Below are 21,856 nucleotides of genomic sequence, written 5' to 3' on the forward strand. Positions count from 1 at the left end.
AATTATTTTGTGATTGTTGCTACGATACCAGCGCCTACTGTACGGCCACCTTCACGAATAGAGAACTTAGTTCCTTCTTCGATAGCGATTGGGTGGATCAATTCAATAGTCATAGTAACGTTGTCGCCAGGCATTACCATTTCAACGCCTTCTGGTAAGTTACATACACCAGTAACGTCAGTTGTACGGAAATAGAATTGTGGACGGTAGTTTGTGAAGAATGGAGTGTGACGTCCGCCTTCTTCTTTTGATAATACATAAACTTCAGCAGTAAAAGTTGTATGTGGAGTGATTGTGCCTGGTTTAGCTAATACTTGACCACGTTGGATTTGATCACGTGTAACACCACGTAATAAAGCTCCAACGTTATCGCCAGCTTCAGCGTAATCCAATAATTTACGGAACATTTCAACACCAGTTACAACTGTTTTCTTAGTTTCTTCAGCAATACCGACGATTTCAACTTCGTCACCAACGCGGACTTGTCCACGTTCAACACGGCCTGTAGCAACAGTACCACGTCCTGTGATTGAGAATACGTCTTCGATAGGCATCATGAATGGTTTGTCAGTATCACGAACTGGAGTTGGGATATATTCGTCAACAGCAGCCATCAATTCTAAGATTTTTTCTTCGTAAGCTGGGTCGCCTTCAAGAGCTTTCAAAGCTGAACCAGAGATTACAGGAACATCGTCGCCAGGGAAATCGTATTCTGTTAACAGGTCACGAACTTCCATTTCAACTAATTCTAACAATTCTTCGTCATCGACCATATCAACTTTGTTTAAGAAAACAACGATGTATGGAACACCAACTTGGCGAGACAATAGGATATGTTCGCGAGTTTGTGGCATTGGGCCATCAGCAGCAGATACTACTAAGATAGCGCCGTCCATTTGTGCAGCACCAGTGATCATGTTTTTAACATAGTCAGCATGGCCTGGGCAGTCTACGTGAGCGTAGTGACGAGTTTCAGTTGAGTATTCAACGTGAGAAGTGTTGATCGTGATACCACGTTCTCTTTCTTCTGGAGCGTTGTCGATTGCAGCATAGTTAGATGCTTCAGCGAACCCTTTTTTAGCTAAAACTGTTGTGATAGCTGCTGTTAATGTTGTTTTACCATGGTCAACGTGTCCGATTGTACCAACGTTTACATGGGGTTTTGAACGGTCGAATTTTACTTTTGCCATTTTAAATCATTTCCTCCTCATATTGAGTGCTTATAATTTGTTATAGACTCATATCATCTATCGTATAAAGTATACCGACTTGCGGTAAAAAAAGCAATATAGAAGCTAAACAACAAAGAGATTACTCTTCGCTGTTTTTGCCGTTTTTCTTGATGATTTCTTCTTGAACAGATTTAGGAACAGCTTCGTAATGATCGAATGTCATTGAGAACGTTCCGCGACCTTGTGTAGAAGAACGTAAAGTTGTAGCATATCCAAACATTTCTGATAATGGAATGCTGCTCTTAACGATTTGTGCGTTACCGCGAGCTTCAGTACCTTCGATACGTCCACGACGAGAACTTACGTGTCCCATTACATCTCCCAAATAGTCTTCAGGAACTGTAATTTCAACAGCCATCATTGGTTCAAGGATAGCAGGGTCAGCTTTCTTAGCAGCGTTACGCAAAGCAAGTGAAGCAGCAACTTTAAATGCTGTTTCAGATGAATCGACATCATGGTAAGAACCATCATACAATTTAGCTTTAACGTCAACTAAAGGATAACCAGCCAACACACCGTTTTCCATTGCGTCTCTCAAACCGGCTTCAACTGCAGGGATATATTCACGAGGAACAACCCCACCGACGATACCATTTTCAAACGCGAATCCGCCGCCTTCTTCATTAGGTGTGAACTCGACCCATACGTGACCGTATTGACCTTTACCACCGGATTGACGAACGAATTTACCTTCAGCTTGAACTGATTTACGGAATGTTTCACGATAAGATACTTGTGGAGCACCTACAGTGGCTTCAACTTTGAATTCGCGTCTCATACGATCAACGATGATATCCAAATGTAATTCACCCATACCAGCGATAACTGTTTCACCAGTTTCTGGATTTGTGTAAGCACGGAAAGTAGGATCTTCTTCAGAAAGTTTTTGTAGAGCGATACCCATTTTATCTTGGTCAGCTTTTGATTTAGGTTCAATAGCAACTTCGATAACTGGTTCTGGGAATACCATAGATTCAAGGATTACTTGTTTCTTTTCGTCACATAAAGTGTCCCCTGTAGTTGTATCTTTCAAACCAACTGCAGCAGCGATATCTCCAGCAAATACTTCTGGGATTTCGTTACGGTGGTTAGCATGCATTTGTAGGATACGGCCTACACGTTCGCGTTTGCCTTTTGTAGCATTTTGAACGTAAGAACCACTTTGTAGTGTACCAGCGTATACGCGGAAGAATGTCAGACGACCTACAAACGGGTCAGTCATAACTTTAAATGCTAGTGCTGCAAATGGCGCTTCGTCGCTTGCAGGAACAGCAATTTGTTCTTCAGTTTCTACATCTGTACCTGTAATGGCAGCAACATCCAACGGTGATGGCAAGTAGTCAATAACTGCATCAAGCAATAATTGAACCCCTTTATTTTTGAAAGCAGAACCGCAAAGCATCGGGAAAAATTCTACATTACATGTAGCAGTACGAATACCTTGTTTCAATTCTTCTTTCGTAATTTCTTCACCGTCAAGATATTTTTCCATCAAGGCTTCATCAGTTTCAGCAACAGCTTCAACTAATTTAGTATGCCATTCTTCAGCTGCTTCAAGATATTCCGCAGGGATATCTTCTTCATGGTATTCAGTACCTTCGTCGTTATCATAGATTTCAGCCTTCATTTCGACTAAATCGATGATACCTTTGAATGTATCTTCAGCACCAATCGGCAATTGAATTGGATGAGCATTTGCTTGCAGACGGTCATGGATAGTACCTAGCGAATATAAGAAATCCGCACCGATTTTATCCATTTTGTTTGCGAAAACAATACGAGGTACACCATAAGTTGTAGCTTGGCGCCAAACTGTTTCAGTTTGAGGTTCTACACCTGATTGTGCATCAAGTAAAGCAACAGCGCCATCTAATACACGTAGGGAACGTTCAACTTCAATAGTGAAGTCCACGTGGCCAGGAGTATCGATGATGTTTACGCGATACCCTTTCCATTGTGCAGTAGTAGCAGCTGAAGTGATGGTAATACCACGTTCTTGTTCTTGTTCCATCCAGTCCATTTGTGAAGCACCCTCATGGGTTTCACCGATCTTATGGATTTTACCGGTATAGTACAAAATACGTTCAGTTGCCGTTGTTTTACCAGCGTCAATATGAGCCATGATACCGATATTTCTCGTGTTATGTAGAGAAAATTCTCTTTGTGCCATCTTCTTCAAACACCTCTCTCTTTTAAAAGTAATCGTAAGATCATCTCATTAATAAAGATGATCTTACGCAACCGTTTTGCAGATGTCTTGCAAGAAAATCCTGCAAGTACATCTTACCAACGGTAATGAGCGAAAGCTTTGTTAGCTTCTGCCATTTTATGTGTATCTTCACGTTTTTTAACTGAAGCACCAGAGTTGTTAGCAGCGTCCATGATTTCTTTAGCTAGACGTTCTTCCATGGTATCTTCACCGCGTAGACGAGAGTAGTTAACCAACCAACGTAATCCTAAAGCCATACGACGATCTGGACGTACTTCGATAGGCACTTGGTAGTTCGAACCCCCTACACGACGTGCTTTTACTTCTAAAACAGGCATGATGTTTTTCATAGCTTGTTCGAAAACTTCCAACGGGTCGTTTCCTGTAGATTCTTTAATCATTTCAAATGCGTTATATAAAATGGTTGCAGCTTTACCACGTTTTCCGTCAACCATGATACGGTTGATTAAACGAGTCACCAATTTAGAATTGTAAATTGGATCCGGCATTACTTCACGTTTTGTGACTGGACCTTTACGAGGCATTCAAATTCCTCCTTTCTCGAGTGTTATTATTTTTTAAGTTGTTATTATTTTTTCTTAGGTCTCTTAGCACCGTATTTAGAACGGCTTTGCATACGGTTAGCTACGCCGGCAGTATCTAAAGCTCCACGAACGATATGGTAACGTACACCCGGTAAGTCTTTAACACGACCTCCACGGATTAATACCACGCTATGTTCTTGTAGGTTATGACCGATACCAGGAATGTAAGCTGTCACTTCTAATAAGTTAGACAGACGTACACGAGCATACTTACGTAATGCCGAGTTAGGTTTCTTAGGAGTCATAGTACCCACACGCGTACATACACCACGCTTTTGAGGTGAATTTGTATTCGTTTGAGCTTTTTTGAAGCTATTGTAACCTTTTCCTAAAGCAGGAGCTTTCGATTTTTCAATAGCAGATTTGCGCGGTTTACGCACTAATTGGTTAATTGTAGGCATTGATTTTCCTCCTTCCTCAATGGGATAACTAGGTCCACACATCCAGGTGGTTCCTTTTTTGGTAAAAAAATAAATAAATCGATGTTTCGCGACTTACATTTCTTTGTGTGACTATCATACACCAGTCAGCACGACTGACAGATTTTGTTCAGGGATCTGTGTATAAAAGCACCTTTTAGATAATAACATGTATATTTCCGTACGTCAACAGTTTGCACGGTCTTTTCACGAAAAAAGTCATTATTTTTGATGGAAACCGGAATTACCCACTTTTCACATAATAAAGGCGGAAGATCACCCTTCCGCCTTACATGTAATTTCCTTATTGCGTGGAACTCCGAATGGCATTCAAAAAGAATTTCCTTTCTGGACACCATTCATCGGATTCGGTTTAGTCTTCGATGTTTCTCATTGTCGGGAATAATAGAACATCACGGATGGATTGGCTGTCGGTCATCAGCATAACCATACGGTCGATACCGATCCCTAATCCGCCTGTTGGAGGCATGCCGTATTCCAAAGCTTCGATGAAGTCTTCGTCTACGCCATGGGCTTCGTCGTTCCCTTGTTCTTTTTCTTGTGCTTGCGCTTCAAAACGTTCCCTTTGATCGATAGGATCTGTCAACTCGGTGAAGGCATTTCCGTACTCCTTACCCATGATGAAGAACTCAAAACGGTCGGTAAAGCGCGGATCTTCTTCATTTTTGCGGGCCAACGGCGAAATTTCGATTGGGTGTCCATAGATGAAGGTCGGTTGAACCAATGTCTCTTCGACGAATGCTTCAAAGAATTCATTGATGATATGGCCGACAGTCATATTTTTTGTGAACGGCACGTTGTGCTCTTCAGCCAAAGCACGCGCTTCTTCAGCCGTCATCGGTTGCCAGAAATCGACCCCTGACGTTTCCTTGACTGCATCCACCATGTGGACACGTGGGTACGGTCCGGCCAAATTGATTTCTGTTCCATCAAAGACTACGGTTGTAGAACCTTTCACTTTTTGCGCAACGGTTTCGAAGATGCCTTCCACCACTGCCATTACATCATGGAAGTCGGTGTAGGCTGTGTACATTTCCAACATCGTGAATTCAGGGTTATGCGTCGTATCGATTCCTTCGTTACGGAATACGCGGCCGATTTCATAAACCTTTTCCATGCCGCCGATAACCAAACGTTTCAGATGCAACTCCAAAGCGATGCGCATGTATAATTCCATGTCCAATGCATTATGGTGCGTAATGAACGGTCTTGCGGTAGCCCCGCCAGCCATATTGTGCAAAGTTGGCGTTTCGACTTCCAGATAGCCCAATCCATTTAAATACGTTCTGATTTCGCTGATGATCTGACTGCGCTGCACGAATTTTCCGAAGCTGTCTTTGTTGCTGATCAAATCAAGGTAACGTTGACGGTATTTTTGTTCCACATTCGTCAATCCGTGATATTTATCAGGCAACGGACGCAATGCTTTCGTCAAATGGACGATCGCTGTCGGTTTGACGGTCACTTCACCTGTATCTGTCTTCATGATTGGCCCTGTAACGCCAATGATGTCACCTAAATCGGCTTGCTTGAAGATGGCATAGTTTTCTTCGCCTACTGCGTCCTTGCGCACATAGATTTGGATTTGGCCTTTGCTGTCTTGTAAATGTGCAAAGCCCACTTTTCCTTTTCCACGTTTTGTCATGATTCTTCCGGCTACGGAAACGATTGTTTCCGTTTGTTCTTCAATTTCTTCTTTTGAGAATTCATCAAATGCTTGGTGGATTTCTGCTGATAAATGTGTTCTTACAAACCCATTGTTAAAGGGTTCAATTCCTTCTTCGCGTAAAGTAGTCATTTTCTCACGGCGAATCAGTAACTGGTCATTCATTTCTTCTGAATGTTTTTCTTGACTCAATGATGTCACTCCGTTCTAAAATCTTCTTGATCCAGGTCTTCTTAATAGTGCCAATAAATCGTTGAAAAATCAAGACGTCTTATGCATTTTGTTCCAATTTTTCGAATGTACGCGCTTCTTTGGATGCTTCCCGTTCTTCCATTTCGTAAATGAAACGGTCCAACAAGTCAACAACTTCCGATTGTCTGGCTGCGGAGGTCACTGCCGCCTTCGTTTTTGAAGCACGCGGAACGCCTTTCAGGTAATAACCTGCGATGCTGCGGAATTCTTTGACGGCGGTCGATTCCCCTTTGAGGGTGACCAATCGGTCCAAGTGCAGCTTTGCGATTTCCATTTTCTCATACGGCGTCTGCTGCGGAAGCATTTCACCTGTTTCCAGATAATGGACCGTCTGCTTGATCATCCAAGGATTGCTCAAGGCGGCCCGGCCGATCATAACGCCGTCGACACCCGTTTCATCGATCATCCTGCGGGCATCTTCCGCCGTCTTCACATCGCCATTCCCGAGCAACGGGATCCTGGTCAAGGCTTGTTTGACGTCTTTGAAGATGGACCAATCGGCTTTGCCTTCATACATCTGCACCCGCGTCCGGCCATGCATCGCTACAGCTGCAGCACCTGCACGTTCGGCCGCCAAAGCATTCTCCACGGCAAAAAGGTGTTCCGCATCCCAACCGGTACGCATTTTAACGGTCACTGGTTTGTCCACGGCGTCGACGACGGCCGAAACCATCTCATAAACTTTGTTCGGATCCAATAGCCATTTGGCGCCGGCTTCGGCTTTGATGACCTTGTTGACCGGGCAGCCCATATTGATGTCGATGATTGCCGCTTCCGTGTTTTCGGCGACATATTTCGCCGCTGCCACCAACGTGTCCTTATTTCCGCCCATGATTTGGACGCTCAACGGGTATTCGTTCGGTTCGATGTGCAACATCCGCAATGTTTTTTCATTACGGAATTGGATTCCTTTATCGCTGACCATTTCGCAGACGACCAGCCCTGCGCCCATTTCTTTGACGGTGACACGGAAGGCCGAATTACTGATGCCGGCCATCGGTGCCACTGCGACGGGATTATTGATTTCTATATTGCCGATTTTATACATGAACACTCTTCCTTCTTCTGTTATTCTATATACTGCTTAGCCACTTGCTGCATGCGTCAAAAACTCTTGGACCATTCTAACATCTTACAAACAGTAAGAAAAGAAAAATATACTGGCATTCTCATGGTTATCCTGAAAAATGATCCTTTCATCCGAAAAAGACAATAAAAAATGGGACAAAACCACTTTCCAGTCTTGTCCCATTTATTTTTTTGATTATTTTCGTCCATTCAGATTACAGCGGAAAGGATAGTCGTCTCGCACTATGCTTGTGTGCTGAATACCGGCGTTGATAGGTAGCGTTCGCCGTTGTCGGGCGCAATGGTGACAACCGATTTGCCTTTGCCTAAACGGACAGCGACTTCGATGGCGCCCACGATTGCAGCACCGGCTGAGATGCCGACCAGGATGCCTTCCTCTGCGGCCACACGGCGGGTCATCGCAATTGCGTCCTCACTGGATACTTGGATGATGCCATTGTATAGAGAAGTGTCCAAAACGTCCGGCACAAAGCCGGCGCCGATCCCTTGGATTTTATGGGGTCCTTTCGGTCCGCCGCTCAATACGGGCGATTCGGAAGGCTCCAAGGCATAGATTTCAACATTCGGATTGGCTTTGCGGAGCGCTCTGCCGACACCGGTCACGGTTCCGCCGGTGCCGACACCGGCAACAAACGCATCGGGTCCTTTGCCGTCGAAGGCTTCAATGATTTCCGGGCCGGTCGTCGCTTCATGGACGGCCGGATTGGCTGGATTGGAGAATTGCATCGGCATGAAATGGCCGGGTTCCGCTGCGATTGCGGTTGCTTTCGCAATCGCACCAGGCATGCCGTCCGCACCTGGCGTCAATACCAATTCCGCCCCATAGGCCGCCAACAAGAGGCGGCGTTCGATGCTCATCGTATCCGGCATCACGAAGATTGCTTTGTAGCCTTTTGCGGCTGCAAGCATCGCCAAACCGACACCTGTATTGCCGCTGGTCGGCTCCACAATGGTGTAACCCGGTTTCAACAGGCCTTCCGCTTCGGCTACTTCGATCATGTTCAAGGCGATGCGGTCTTTTACGCTGCCGCCGACATTGAACGATTCCAATTTCACATAGACATCGGCCGCCCCTCCAGGAACCACTTTATTTAATTTCACAATCGGCGTGTCACCGATCAGATTTGCGACTGACGATACTATTTTCACCATATTATTGCCCCCATCATCCCTTATGATTTTTTGAAGCGAATGTTCCTCAAGCCTATTTTCATCACTATTTTATTATAAATTTTCGCCTCAGGAAATTCAAGCTAAGGCCCTCGCTTCACTTGAAATCGGCTGCTCTTTTTTCATCGATGGCGTCTACCAGTTCTTGCAGGTCCGATTCGGCATAATGGTATTTTTCGCCGCAGAAATGACAGACGACCTCAGCCCCATGATCTTCATGGATCATATCCAGCAATTCCTCTTTGCCGATGGAAGACAACCCCTCCGCAAAACGTTCCCTTGAGCAATCGCATTTGAATTGCACCGGCATCGTTTCAAGGATCTGAACATTTTCTTCACCTAAAATACGATACAAAATCTGTTCCGGTGTTTCTCCGCTTTCCATCAATCTGGAGACAAGAGGGATGGCTGCGATGTTTTTCTCCACTTGTGTGATGGCTTCATCGCTGGCATCGGGCATCACTTGAATCATGAACCCGCCCGCCGCTTTGATCGATTCATCCGTATCGACAAGGACGCTCAAACCGATGGCTGAAGGAACCTGTTCGGAGTTGGCCATGTAGTAGGTGAAATCTTCGCCCAACTCACCGCTGACGATCGACACTTGGCCCGAGAAAGGTTCTTTCATCCCCAAGTCCTTGATGACCGTCAATGTGCCTTCTGTTCCGACCACCGCTCTGACATCCAATTTTCCTTGGCTGTTCAATTCCAGGCTGACATGAGGGTTGGTGATGTACGCCTTGACGTCCCCTTTGCCATTTGCATCCGCGAGGATACGTCCGCCCAAACCGTCCCCGTCGACGATGACCGTCATTTTTTCTTCATTCTTCAAACCGGCTGAAGCCAGCAAAAGGGTTCCGACCATGGTACGGCCCAAAGCTGCGGAAGAAGCGCTCCAGGTATCATGTCTTCTTTGCGCTTCCCCAACCGTTGCTGTTGCCTTGATGGCATAGACGCGGAATTGCCCATCGTATGCCAAAGCTTTCACTATATAATCCTTCATTCCTTATCCCCCATAACCTTTATCTTTCTTATGAACCTCTCAATCATTCTACTATAGATTTTCCGAAAATGAACCTACTTTGCTCATGGAAAAATACCCAATCCATTTTATAGCAAAAAGTCCGGGATAACAATCCCGGACTTTCTGTTCCAAACTATACTATTTTGTTTCATCGGATTCGTTTGAATCCTCTGATGTCGTTCCTTCAGGCGTGCTGGTTGCGGTTGTTTCTGCAACAACTTCACTATCCTCGGCAGTAAAAGCCTCGCCTCTTTCACGGGCTTTTTCTTCTTGACGAAGTTTTTCAGCTTCCTTCTGTTCCAAGGCGCGTTTGGCATCTTCAAAAGAACCAGCTTTTTCGCTTGGATATTCATCTGATGTTGTCGTCGAAGGCATTTGGCCTGTCTCAAACAAACTGCGGATTGTCTTTTCATCCAATGTTTCCAATTCCAACAATTTTTCGGCGATCAGATTCAATTGTTCACGGTGTTCTGCAAGGATTTCGTGCGCTTTTACATGCGCCTCATTCATGATGCTGCGGACTTCAGAGTCGATTTGGTAAGCAATATCTTCTGAATAGGCTTTTGTTTGACCATAATCACGGCCAACGAATACTTGATGGTTCCCTTCGTACTGAACAGTACCCAATTTTTCGCTCATACCATATTCCGTCACCATACTTCTCACCAATGCGGTTGCTTGTTCGAAGTCATTGCTTGCGCCGGTTGTCTGAACGTCGAAGACGACTTCTTCAGCCGCACGGCCAGCCAGCAATCCGACAACTTGCTCGAATAATTCTTGTCTTGTCATCAAGAAGCGATCTTCTTTCGGAAGCATGATGGCATATCCGCCAGCGCGTCCGCGAGGGACGATCGTTACCTTGTGGACAATGCGCGCATCGCTTAAGACCATACCGGCAATGGTGTGACCCGCTTCGTGATAAGCGACCATTTCGCGTTCATGCTTGCTGATGACACGGTCCTTTTTGGCAGGTCCGGCAATCACGCGGTCATGTGCTTCATCTACATCAAGCGCATCGATTTTTGTTTTGTTGCGACGGGCTGCGACCAATGCCGCTTCGTTCAATAGGTTCTCCAGATCGGCCCCTGAAAAGCCAGGTGTTTGTTGTGCGACAACCTTCAAGTCCACATCGTTCGCCAACGGTTTGTTGCGTGCATGCACTTTCAGGATTGCTTCACGGCCTTTCACATCCGGTCTGCCGACAAGGATTTGACGGTCAAAACGACCCGGACGCAACAAAGCTGGATCCAAGACATCGGAACGGTTTGTTGCCGCAATGACGATGATTCCCTCGTTTCCGGAGAAACCGTCCATCTCTACCAACAACTGGTTCAATGTCTGTTCGCGTTCATCATGCCCGCCACCCATACCGGCGCCACGTTGACGACCGACAGCATCGATTTCATCGATAAAGATGATGGCAGGGGCTGCTTTTTTGGCTTGTTCGAATAAATCACGTACACGGCTTGCACCGACCCCTACGAACATTTCGACGAATTCTGAACCTGAAATCGAGAAGAAAGGCACACCCGCTTCACCGGCTACAGCTTTTGCCAATAATGTTTTACCTGTGCCGGGAGGTCCTTCCAATAATACCCCGGCAGGAATTCTTGCTCCCAACGCAGTAAAGCGGCGAGGATCTTTCAGGAATTCCACAACTTCGACCAATTCTTGTTTTTCTTCATCTGCACCGGCAACATCAGAAAAACGCACTTTGATCTGTTTCTTGGATGCATCTTCGGCTTTTGTTTTTCCGAAGTTCATCACATTGCGGTTTCCGCCTTGTCCGCCGGAAGATTGTCCCATCATCATGTACATGAAGAAGACAAAGATAACGAGCGGCAACACACTGAAGAGGATGCTGATCCAAGCACCGGATTGATCTTCCTCAAGCGGCGTCATCTGCGTATTAGTGGTTTTGGCGATGTCCGAAATCTGTTTCAGCGTATCATCATTCGGCAACACCCTGGATGTGAAGTTTTTCGTGGTGGTGCTTGATGTATCATTGAACAACAACAAATCACTGGAAGAATCTTTCGCATCCAACGTTTGCTCCGTACGATACACACCTTTGATTTCATAGACACCTGCACCCGACTGAATCGAGAAGTTGTCTATTTCTTTTGCGTTTAACGCATCCATGAATTCAGTGGATGTAATTTCTTGGCTTGTCTGATTGTCCATGCCACCTGTAATCATCGTAACTACTGCAATGATTGCAAGGAAAATCAGCACATAAAAGCCGCTGCTTTTAAGAAAACTATTTTTTTTCATTAGAACCTCCTCGTGCGATATCGTTCTTCGCTATGATTGTCTTACGTTTCGTCTTTTTAATCAAATATTTTTAATAATAATTATATCATATTTGACCAATTTTAACGAATCATTTTATTCATAAACTTCTTTTTTTAAAACGCCGATGTAAGGGAGATTCCGGTACTTCTCGTTGAAGTCCAAACCGTAACCGACGACGAACTCATCCGGAACATTGACACCGATATAATCGGCTTGCAGATCGACGACACGTCGTTCTTTTTTGTCCAGCAAAGTAACGATTTGAATGGACGCCGCTTTGCGGTATTTGAAAAGTTCGATCAGGCTGTTCAACGTTCTGCCGGTATCGATGATATCTTCAACAATGACCAGATGCCTGCCTTCGACGGATGTATCCAAATCTTTGAGGATCTTCACTTCCCCGCTCGATTCCATCCCGGCACCATAACTGGAAACATCCATGAAGTCCAATTCCAAATCGCACGCCATTGCTCTGGTGAGGTCTGTCATGAACATGACGGCCCCTTTCAGCACACAGATGACCAAAGGATTTTTGCCTTCATATGCTTCCGTCAGCTGGCTCCCTAAGCCTTTCACTACTTCTTTAATGTATTCTTCACTGTATAGTACTTCTTTAATATCCGGATGCAACATATCTTTCACCTCAAAAAATTATTTAATGTATAGTAACATATATTCTTCCTGCGCGCTCTCCGAATCAGAAATCCAGATGGATTCTGCATATCCGGGCACCCATAAAAGGCGTCCCCCGTTATCCGTAATGACGAGCGCTTGCTGTCTTTCTTCTATCGGCACCTTCGCATCCACAAACAATCTGCTGATTTTTTTCGTGAATGGTTGTTTTTTATTCAGCACAATCTTATCACCGGGCAGCCTGCTTCTTATCACAAAAGGCAATGCCTTTCTTTCCGCAGCCACATAATGGATTTCAGCTGTCGCAACAACATCTTTTGGAAACGCCTTCCCTTTTGGGAACAAGCCTATTTTACCATGAAAGGGTAGCTCCACCCACCGATTCAACTCGATTTCCTCAGACATCTCGAAAAGTAAGTTTTCCGGCGGTAATGCCGATAAGAAAATAAGTGTATCATACCTTTTTCGTACCTGCCAGCCTCCAGATAAAGATATTTGTTTTTGCGGTGAGGGGTTTTCTATCAAGGCCATGATGGCTTCCATTTGATTCCGCTGAAAGGTTCCACCGGCAGGGATCCAATGTTCACTGATGAAGTGACTGAGCACTGACCGTTGCAAGGCCGGCGTCATTTCCCGCCAAACCGGCAAGTCCAGCTGCCATTGCGCCTCTTTTTTTACAAACGCTTCCGCGAATTGTCTTTCAATCATTGGCTGCGCAACCTGCAGCAAGTCCTGCAGATCATCCGAAAATTCACCGAAGTGCCTAGTCACTTGTTCGTTTTCTTCTTTTAACAACGGAACGACGAGCTGACGGTAACGATTCCTTGTGAATGACGTCTCCAGGTTGGTTGCATCTTCCCGATAAGGGATATTTTCTTCCGCGCAGAAAGCGTAAAGTTCCTGTTTTTGGAACCCCAGCAACGGCCTGACAAGTTTCCCGCCCTTAAAAGGACGGCTTCTTGCAATCCCGGTCATGCCTTGCAACGTGCTTCCCCTTACCAATCGCATCAATATCGTCTCCAGTTGATCATCCGCATGATGCGCGGTCAAAACATGGGTAGCCTGTAATTGCTGCAGCATCTCCGCAAAAAAGGAATAGCGGAAATCCCGGGCGGCCTGCTCAATATTTCGGACAGGATGCCTTTCGGCCTGCCAATGTTTGGCATAAAAAGGGATGTCTCTTTCCGCACAGTACCCCTGCACCATTTTCAATTCTTCGTCGGATTCCTCCCGCAGGTGATGGTGCACATGCACAACCGCAAATGCAGGCCTCTCCTGCTCGGGAAGGCACGCCATGGACGCCAATAACGCCATGGAGTCGGCCCCTCCCGAAACGGCCAACAATAGTTTGCTGTCCGGTTGCCATAGCTGGTGTTGCTTGACTTCTTCCCGTAGACGCACTACAAAATCCTGCATAAAATCCCTGCTTCCTTATCCGTTGGCAAAGCAAAAAAGAGGATGCGACAAAGGACGAGACCCTTGACCAACCTCTAGAATGTACTACCTATTATCCACGTCTGCCGCCGCGACCGCCGCGTTTGCCTTCTGTGTTGCGTTTCAACGAAGTCAAACGGTCATCGCTATCTTTAAGGAAGCTAGACATAAGAGAATCGAAATCGCCTTTTTTCTCTTCCTTCGGATGAGCAGAATAGCTGCTGCTGCTTCTACCTTTAGAGTAAGATCCTTCAGAACGAGGAGCTGAACTTTTTTGATAAGGTTTACTTTCTCGTTGAGGTCTGGTAACTTCCCCCGCCGGTTTATCCACAGCCTTGCGGATGGATAATCCAATCTTGCCATCATCTGCAATGGACATAACCTTAACGGTCACTTCATCACCAATCTTTAAAACATCCTTTATTTCCTTTACGAAAGTATCGGAAATTTCACTGATATGAACTAATCCTGTCTTTCCGCCACCTAAATCGATAAATGCACCAAAATTTGTAATACCGGTAACTTTTCCAGGTACTTTGTTTCCAACCTCAATTGACATAAAAAAAGAGTTCCTCCTTAAATTTTGTTTCTTTATTATATCATGTTATTCAAAAAAAAAATAGGACGGCAGCCGATAGTCCCATTATGAATCCGACCCTGCAGTCGCTTCCTGTTTTTCTGCCATTTTCGTCTGATTATCCTCAGGCAAACTAAAAATGATTTCGCCATCCTTGCTTAAATAATATTTGCTGCGAGCCAATTTTGCAATGTAATCGTCTTCCTGCAAGAGTTTTACTTCGTAATTCAGCTTTGTGTTTTGATCTTCCGCAGCCTTCTTTTCTTTTTTTGCAACAGCGATTTCACTGTCCATCTGCCGAATTTCGAACACATTCCCCACGGTCTTCCACAGGAAAGGCACAATGAAGATTGCACCGGCTAAAAGGATGAAAAACAGTCTGTTTCTGTGCTTCTTCCGCTCACGTGAAGCAATCCGCTTCTGCTGATTTTGAACTTTTATGTAGTCGTTCTGCATCACGGTTACGTTGTCCGCTGAATGCTTTTCCATCTTCTTTTTCACTTGGCTACCTCCTTGCTTGGGAACGATGCATTTTTGTGCATCTTATGTAGAGTATAGAAGAAATCACCAAAATTGTCCATGCCTATCCGCAAACTCAGAAAAAGAAAACAAGCCCGCTAACCCCTACTGGAATATAGGAAAGCCGAGGGTCAGCGCGGCTCATTTCCGCATCGATCAAAAGGGACTGTCGCCTGCTCTGGGAACGCTCGTTTCGCTGATGATGGTATACATGTCTTGCGCTTCATCTTTTTTTGTGGTCTCAACAATTTTGTCGATGCGCACCACGACCGTCTTATTTCCGAACTGAAGGGTCATTTCATCTCCTGCCTTAACGGTGGAACTGGACTTCGCCTGTTTTCCGTTGATCAGGATGCGCCCTTTATCGGCCACTTCTTTTGCGACCGATCTGCGTTTGATCAATCGCGAAACCTTTAAAAATTTATCTAGCCTCATCAGAATCCTCCTTTTCTTTTGCCTTGATCGCCTGCCACATGCGATCGATTTCTTCTACCGTATCTGCTTTCACGCCATCGAAAACATGCGGATGGCGCCTTCTCAGTTTTTTATTGAGCGTCTCCAGAATATCTTCCATCGAAAAATAGCCTTCGCGTTCGCCGAATGAGGCATGATAGAAGACTTGAAGCATAATATCGCCCAACTCCTCGATAAGGTTATCGATATCGTCCTTTTTGATGGCCTCTTCTACTTCTTCGCATTCTTCCCTTAAATAAGGCAACAGACTTTCGTGCGTCTGGGATTGCACCCACACATCTTTTCCGACGATGGCATCCATATAGGCTTGTGTCGTTTCGAAGCTGCGGGTTTGTTCATCCCGCGCCAACGGTGGTACGTACAACGAAAGCAGGTTGTGGACGCCTTCCAGGCGATCCACTTCATAAAGCGGGCACCAGGTCACTGTTTCTGCGCTTGTGCCGGCTGCGTCGACTAAAGCCACTTGATGGTCATCAGGATATTTCTCCATCAGCTTCAGCTTCACATCGCTGGCGACAAAATCATTGAACACCTGCATGATGATGAGATGATTGCCCAAGCTTATCTGATCTTGATGGAACGTCAAACCATCCAACAGCTGGAATCCTTCTATCGGATCGACGGATACTGCCTGGAAAAAATCATCGATGAAACTTTTCCCGCCGACGATCGTGACCGGGACCCCTTCTTTGTTGTGCAAGAGATGCTGCACGGCATCTTCCGCTACCAACGGATGCCCCGGAACCGCATAGATGATATCCCCCTCTTTCGCTTTCTTCAATAAGAAATTTGCGATGTTACGGTAGACATCCTCAAATTTTGCTTCCGTTTCATAGACGTCATCAAAACTCTCAAACTTCATTCCGATTGCCTTCAAATCTTCCACTACCGGATGTTCTGCCGTGCGCAAGTATACGAACTCCGCCTCCGTCAGCATCTTATAGATGCCGTACGGCAATTGTTCCAAGTCTCCCGCACCCAGCCCTACTACACGTATATTACCCATATTCTCTCCTTTAAATGACCCCTGCGGCAACAATTATCCCGGAAATTTCCGCAATAATTTTTTGCCGAAAGGAATCGTGATCCATTCTCTTAATGTAAAGAGTTTTATTTTTAAAATATACCACACAAAGACGCCAACACCAGCGAAAACAGTCAGGATGGCTATAATCGAATCCTCCATCCGTCCGCCGCCCGTCAGCACATAACTTTCCAAGCCCCTGCGGACGATCCACGAACCCGCATAAAGGAGCGCACAGCCGACCGCCAATTTATGGATGAACCGGTCCTTCATCCAGACATTCCGGATCACAAACGCAGCTTGCCTACCCAACATGAGAAGCATCACCAATAACCCCGCAACCGTGGCGTAGCTGGCCCCCAACGTTCCCCATCGTTCAACAAACCAGCTGGTCAACCACATCTTCGTCGCCAAACCGGCTCCCAACGCGACCAATGAAATCGCATATTGGTTCAAGCTCTGCAGGATCGAATGATAGGCGGTCATGACGGATGCCACAAAAATCGCCAAAACATAGACAGCCAACACCGCCGTCCCTTCACGATCACCGAACAGCATATGATTCACATTCGGCAGAATCGCCAAAAGTCCGGTTACAGCAGCCGCCGAAAAGGTTGCCGTCATGCGGAGCAATGATTTTGCGGCCCGGACAAAGTCCAATTCCCTTTCCTGCACATGAGCTTGACTCATCATCGGGATGAAACTGGCGGAAAAGCCTGTCCCCACAACCATCCCTAATTGGACAAGCGGCTGCCCGCGATCATAGATCCCTTTCAGACTCTTGGCGGCATCAGCCAACACGCCACTGTCCAACAAGCCGTTATATAGCGTGAAGGAGTCCAACAGCTGGAACAGCACCAGGATTGAACTCAGCAAACAGATGGTTAACCCTTCCGTTGCGTAACGGTGGATCAGTCTGCCCCACTGCACATTTTTCGCATCCCGCTTCGAAAGGGAAGAGGCTTGCCAAAGTTCCCCCTCCGACCAATCTTTGCGCATGGATACCAACAGCACCACGCTTGCCATAATTGCCCCGATGGTCGCACCGCTCATGGCTTTTGCGCCCATCTCGTAAATGTCCCAATCCAACTTTTTATAAAGATAGGCAGCGATCAGGATAGCCCCTACTCTCACCAGCTGTTCCAACACTTGGGAAACAGCCGTCGGTTCCATCCGATAGGTCCCTTGAAAATACCCGCGCAGGGTGGCCAATAGCGGCATCAGCAAAAACATCCAGGAGACGGACTCCAAAATTGGTTGCAATGCGCTGTCGCCCATCCAAGCAGCAATTTGCCGCGCAAAGACGTACACACCCGCAAAGATCACCACGCCCAACACGCCCAGGATGGCCATGCTGCGGCGCATCATTTTTTTGCGCGCCCAACCGTCCGGCGTCTCCGCAATCATCTTCGAGAAGAAGACAGGGAAACCCGACAAAGCAAAGGTCATACCGATGCCATAGATGGGATACACTTGCTGGTAAACATAAAAACCTGTATTCCCCACCATATTTTGGAACGGCACCCGATAGACGGCGCTCAAGATTTTCGCGATGAAGGAGGCCAGCGACAAGAGTAACGCGCCTCTCATCATCTGTTTCATATGGTTATTTTTCATCGGTTTCTCCTCTATGCTTCCAACGTATCATCAACGCATGCTTTCACAAAGGCTTTTACAAAACCGAGCCACTTATAGGTCGCATGTTTCCCCAACTGCAACGTAACCATCAATTTATCATTTTTAAGATTCACTTGCGCCTTCAACGGCATCTTGCTGAGTGCTTCGAACACAGCCGGTCCCTGGATGCGGAGCGTACCTGTTTTCGAGAAGGTGACGACCACACTGTCGTCCTGCCGTTTGATCGTCTCGATTTGGCTCTTCTCGGCGTAGTTTTTGATCAAACCGATTTCCAGCAAATCAGCAACTTCGTCCGGATATTCGCCGAACCGGTCGATCAGGTCATCCTGGATTTCAACGTAATTCTCTTCCCCATCGATATGCTGAATCCGCTTGTAGATATCGATTTTTTGTTTCTCGTCTTCGATGTAAGCAACCGGCAAGTAGGCATCGATCCCCAAATCGATTTCGACGGCGCTCCGTTTGGTCTTCACGGCAATGCCTCGTTTTGCGGAAACCGCCTCGTTAAGCATTTCGGAATACAGATCGAAGCCGACCGAATCGATGAAACCATGTTGTTGGGCGCCCAGCAGGTTGCCCGCTCCACGGATCGACAGATCGCGCATGGCAATCTTGAATCCGGCACCCAGTTCGGTGAATTCCTTGATGGACTGCAGTCTTTTTTCACTGACTTCATTCAATGATTTATTCGGTTGATACATCAAATACGCGTAGGCGATCCGATTGGTACGGCCAACCCGTCCGCGCAATTGATACAATTGGGACAAGCCCATGTGGTCGGCATTTTCGATGAACAGTGTATTGACGTTCGGGATATCCACACCGGTTTCAATGATCGTTGTCGTCACCAGCACATCATACAGCCCCGCGATGAAGTCCATGATGACATTCTCCAACTGAACCTCCGTCATTTGGCCATGCGCCACCGCCACACGGCAGTCCGGCACCAGTTCGCGGAGTTGCTCCGCTTTCTTCTCGATCGTTTCCACCCGGTTGTACAGATAGAAGGCTTGCCCGCCTCGGGCCATCTCCCTTTCGATGGCGTCCCTCACCGCGCCGTAATTCTGTTCCATCACATATGTTTGAACTGGGTAACGGTTCGCAGGCGGCGTCTCGATGACCGATAGATCCCTGACGCCGAGCATCGACATATGCAAGGTCCGCGGTATCGGCGTTGCCGTCAAGGTCAAGACGTCCACCGTTGCCTTCAATTGTTTCAGCCGCTCCTTATGCTTTACGCCGAAGCGTTGCTCCTCATCGACAACCAGCAACCCCAAATCGGAGAACACAACATCTTTGGACAGAATGCGATGTGTTCCGATGACGATGTCAACCGTCCCCTTGCGCAAGCCATCGATGGTTTCCTGCTGCTCTTTTTTGGTGCGGAAACGGCTCAATAGGCCGATTTTGAAGGGGTAATCTTCGAAGCGTTGCGTCAGCGACTCATAATGTTGCTGCGCCAAGATGGTGGTCGGCACCAGGAAAGCAGCCTGCTTCCCTTCTTGGACGGCCTTGAAGATGGCGCGCATGGCCACTTCCGTTTTTCCGTAGCCGACGTCCCCGACCAAAAGCCGGTCCATCGGTTTCTCGCTTTCCATGTCCTCTTTGATTTCAGCGATGCTGCGCAACTGGTCTTCCGTCTCCGTGTAGGGAAAGGCATTCTCAAAGTCGACCTGGTCTTGCGTATCGGGCGGGTAGACATAGCCCTTTTCCGATTCCCTTTTGGCGTACAATTCGATCAGTTCATCCGCGATGTCCTCTATCTTGGCGGCAACCTTTCTCTTTGTCTTCGCCCATTCCGTCCCCCCCAGCTTATTTATTTTCGGCGTTTTGGCATCTGAGGAAACATACTTCTGGATCAGATGGATCTGCGTTACCGGAATGAACAGTTTCGCGCCTTCCTGATAGGAGATGGACATGTAATCCTGATGGACACCGCCGACTTCGATGGTTTCCATCCCGGTGTACAGACCGATCCCGTGATTCACATGCACCACATAATCACCCGGGTTCAATTCCGTATAGCTCTTCAACCGTTCCGCGTTGGACATTTTTTGACGGCGCGGCTGTTTCTTCGTCACTTTATTGAACAGTTCTTTTTCGGTGATGAAGACCAGTTTTTCCTGTGGCATTTCGAATCCGTTAGCCAGGCTGCCGACAATGATGTTGGCCTGATTCTCAACGATGGCAGCATGCCCTTTGATGAAGCTCGAAATATTGAAATCATCGAAGGTGCGCTGCACTTTTTCGGCGCGTTCCTGGGTAGGGACAACAACAAAGATGGTCATCCCCTGTTTCTTCCAACGGTCCATTTCAACCTTCACAAGTGGCATCTGGCTGAAGAAGTTGGTCAGCCCTCGGTATTGGAAAGGGTAGACTTCCTGGAAGCGCATGTTTCCCAGCCCGCGATGGAACAGGGCATAGTAGACTCTGTGCTGCTTCGATTTCTTGAGGATATCCCGGATATCGGCTGAGAAGATTTGCGAAGGCAGGCAAATCCCTTCATCTATTTTCGCTTCATGCCAATCAGCCGATTCCCCTTCGATCGTCCTCTCGACTTCAAGGATGCGGCCGTATTCATCGACGATCACCAAAACATCCTCCGCTATGTAATCCAGGACGGTCGGCAGCTTGGGATAAATCAGGCTCGTATATAATTGGGGATTAGGCGGCATTTCCCCCGTTCTCATCTTTTCGATGAAATCCGTGAAGAAAGCCGTCAGCCGATTCTTTGCATCTTCTTTTTTTATCGCTTTGAGCGCTTTTTCAACCTTTTTTTCAACGTCAGCAACTTGTGCAAGGACGGCTTCCTTGGGGAATAGCGTATCCTGCGCCGGAAGGATCAGGATATCTTCCCTGTTTGCGATCGATTTTTGCGTATAGGCATCAAAGTGCCGCAGCGTATCGATTACCGTATCGAACAAATCGATACGGATCGGATTCTCCTCATTCAGGGCGTAAATATCGATGATGCCGCCACGGATGCTGAACTCGCCAGGGCTGGCCACCATCGCTTCCCGGCTATAGCCCATCGCGACCAACTTTTCCGGCAATTTTTCCAAATCGACATCTTTCCCAATGGCAAAATGGAGGCAATGTTCTTCCCAAACAGTGGTCGGCGACAATATCTTCTTGAAGCCAGCGGCCGGGATCACGACAATCCCTTTCCCGCCACTCTTCAAAAAGTTCAGGGCTTCCACCCTTTGGCTGCGGTATTCAGGTGAAGAGAACGACAGCTCTGCGGCAATCGATTCCTCTACCGGAAAAATGAAAGTGGGTGTTTCCGGCGAAATTTGGCTGAGGTCATCATAGACCTGCGTCGCCTGCAGCAAGTTCGGCGTCAGCACAATGATCGTTTTTTGCAATTCATTGAAAAGGACGCTCGTCAGCAGGTTTCTGGCTGAGCCGGAAATGCCGGTGACCAGTTGGGGCAATTCCGAACCGATATCTTTCAGTAAAGCTTTTACATTCGGTGTAGCCGATAAATATTTCTCTATGTCTTTCATTATAATTCTCCTTATTGTTCCGGGACGAAGCGACACAGGCTTGCACATCGCAATCGCCCCGCCCACTGT

17 protein-coding genes are annotated in these 21,856 nt (G+C 46.8%); all 17 read right to left on the reverse strand.

Features of this window, described 5'->3' with window-relative positions:
* Positions 1 to 2: 2 nt before the first annotated feature.
* The 17 genes from tuf to mfd all read right to left on the reverse strand — a co-directional run bounded on the left by tuf (position 3) and on the right by mfd (position 21,787).
* Positions 3 to 1,190, reverse strand: a complete 1,188-nt coding sequence (gene tuf, locus BM101_RS05950) for an elongation factor Tu (protein ID WP_087033191.1) — start codon at positions 1,188 to 1,190, stop codon at positions 3 to 5.
* Positions 1,191 to 1,311: 121 nt separating this feature from the next.
* Entirely contained in the window at positions 1,312 to 3,402 is a 2,091-nt protein-coding gene (gene fusA, locus BM101_RS05955; protein ID WP_087033330.1) for an elongation factor G, read from the reverse strand.
* A 113-nt stretch (positions 3,403 to 3,515) separates the two neighbouring features.
* A complete protein-coding gene (gene rpsG / locus BM101_RS05960) occupies positions 3,516 to 3,986 on the reverse strand; it encodes a 30S ribosomal protein S7 (RefSeq protein ID WP_068559002.1) in 471 nt (156 codons plus the stop codon).
* A 44-nt stretch (positions 3,987 to 4,030) separates the two neighbouring features.
* A complete protein-coding gene (gene rpsL / locus BM101_RS05965) occupies positions 4,031 to 4,447 on the reverse strand; it encodes a 30S ribosomal protein S12 (protein ID WP_087033190.1) in 417 nt (138 codons plus the stop codon).
* A gap of 391 nt (positions 4,448 to 4,838) precedes the next feature.
* Positions 4,839 to 6,317, reverse strand: coding sequence for a lysine--tRNA ligase (lysS, locus tag BM101_RS05970; RefSeq protein WP_087033329.1), 1,479 nt, complete (start codon positions 6,315 to 6,317; stop codon positions 4,839 to 4,841).
* Positions 6,318 to 6,423: 106 nt separating this feature from the next.
* The gene (dusB, locus tag BM101_RS05975) at positions 6,424 to 7,452 is read right to left on the reverse strand and encodes a tRNA dihydrouridine synthase DusB (protein WP_087033189.1); all 1,029 of its coding nucleotides are present in this window, start codon (positions 7,450 to 7,452) and stop codon (positions 6,424 to 6,426) included.
* 263 nt (positions 7,453 to 7,715) lie between these two features.
* Positions 7,716 to 8,645 (reverse strand): cysteine synthase A, encoded by a 930-nt coding sequence (gene cysK, locus BM101_RS05980; RefSeq protein WP_087033188.1) that lies wholly within the window; start codon positions 8,643 to 8,645, stop codon positions 7,716 to 7,718.
* 115 nt (positions 8,646 to 8,760) lie between these two features.
* Entirely contained in the window at positions 8,761 to 9,666 is a 906-nt protein-coding gene (gene hslO, locus BM101_RS05985) for an Hsp33 family molecular chaperone HslO (RefSeq protein WP_087033187.1), read from the reverse strand.
* A gap of 159 nt (positions 9,667 to 9,825) precedes the next feature.
* The gene (ftsH, locus tag BM101_RS05990) at positions 9,826 to 11,961 is read right to left on the reverse strand and encodes an ATP-dependent zinc metalloprotease FtsH (RefSeq protein WP_087033186.1); all 2,136 of its coding nucleotides are present in this window, start codon (positions 11,959 to 11,961) and stop codon (positions 9,826 to 9,828) included.
* Between the two features lie 114 nt (positions 11,962 to 12,075).
* Positions 12,076 to 12,615, reverse strand: coding sequence for a hypoxanthine phosphoribosyltransferase (gene hpt / locus BM101_RS05995; protein WP_087033185.1), 540 nt, complete (start codon positions 12,613 to 12,615; stop codon positions 12,076 to 12,078).
* Between the two features lie 18 nt (positions 12,616 to 12,633).
* The gene (gene tilS, locus BM101_RS06000; RefSeq protein WP_087033184.1) at positions 12,634 to 14,031 is read right to left on the reverse strand and encodes a tRNA lysidine(34) synthetase TilS; all 1,398 of its coding nucleotides are present in this window, start codon (positions 14,029 to 14,031) and stop codon (positions 12,634 to 12,636) included.
* Positions 14,032 to 14,122: 91 nt separating this feature from the next.
* Entirely contained in the window at positions 14,123 to 14,608 is a 486-nt protein-coding gene (locus tag BM101_RS06005) for a S1 domain-containing RNA-binding protein (protein WP_087033183.1), read from the reverse strand.
* An 84-nt stretch (positions 14,609 to 14,692) separates the two neighbouring features.
* On the reverse strand, positions 14,693 to 15,127 hold the full coding sequence (locus tag BM101_RS06010) for an FtsB family cell division protein (protein ID WP_218149886.1): 435 nt from the start codon (positions 15,125 to 15,127) through the stop codon (positions 14,693 to 14,695).
* A 174-nt stretch (positions 15,128 to 15,301) separates the two neighbouring features.
* Positions 15,302 to 15,580: an RNA-binding S4 domain-containing protein gene (locus BM101_RS06015; RefSeq protein ID WP_087033182.1), complete on the reverse strand. Its 279-nt coding sequence runs from the start codon at positions 15,578 to 15,580 to the stop codon at positions 15,302 to 15,304.
* Complete coding sequence (locus BM101_RS06020; RefSeq protein ID WP_087033181.1) at positions 15,567 to 16,625, reverse strand: MazG nucleotide pyrophosphohydrolase domain-containing protein; 1,059 nt, start codon at positions 16,623 to 16,625, stop codon at positions 15,567 to 15,569. The genes BM101_RS06015 and BM101_RS06020 overlap by 14 nt, the downstream gene beginning before the upstream one ends.
* A gap of 33 nt (positions 16,626 to 16,658) precedes the next feature.
* Positions 16,659 to 18,260 (reverse strand): putative polysaccharide biosynthesis protein, encoded by a 1,602-nt coding sequence (locus BM101_RS06025; RefSeq protein ID WP_087033180.1) that lies wholly within the window; start codon positions 18,258 to 18,260, stop codon positions 16,659 to 16,661.
* Between the two features lie 11 nt (positions 18,261 to 18,271).
* A complete protein-coding gene (gene mfd, locus BM101_RS06030) occupies positions 18,272 to 21,787 on the reverse strand; it encodes a transcription-repair coupling factor (protein ID WP_087033179.1) in 3,516 nt (1,171 codons plus the stop codon).
* Positions 21,788 to 21,856: the final 69 nt, after the last annotated feature.

Origin of the sequence: Trichococcus palustris (assembly GCF_900114465.1) — a bacterium.
GTDB classification, from domain to species: Bacteria; Bacillota; Bacilli; order Lactobacillales; family Aerococcaceae; genus Trichococcus; species Trichococcus palustris.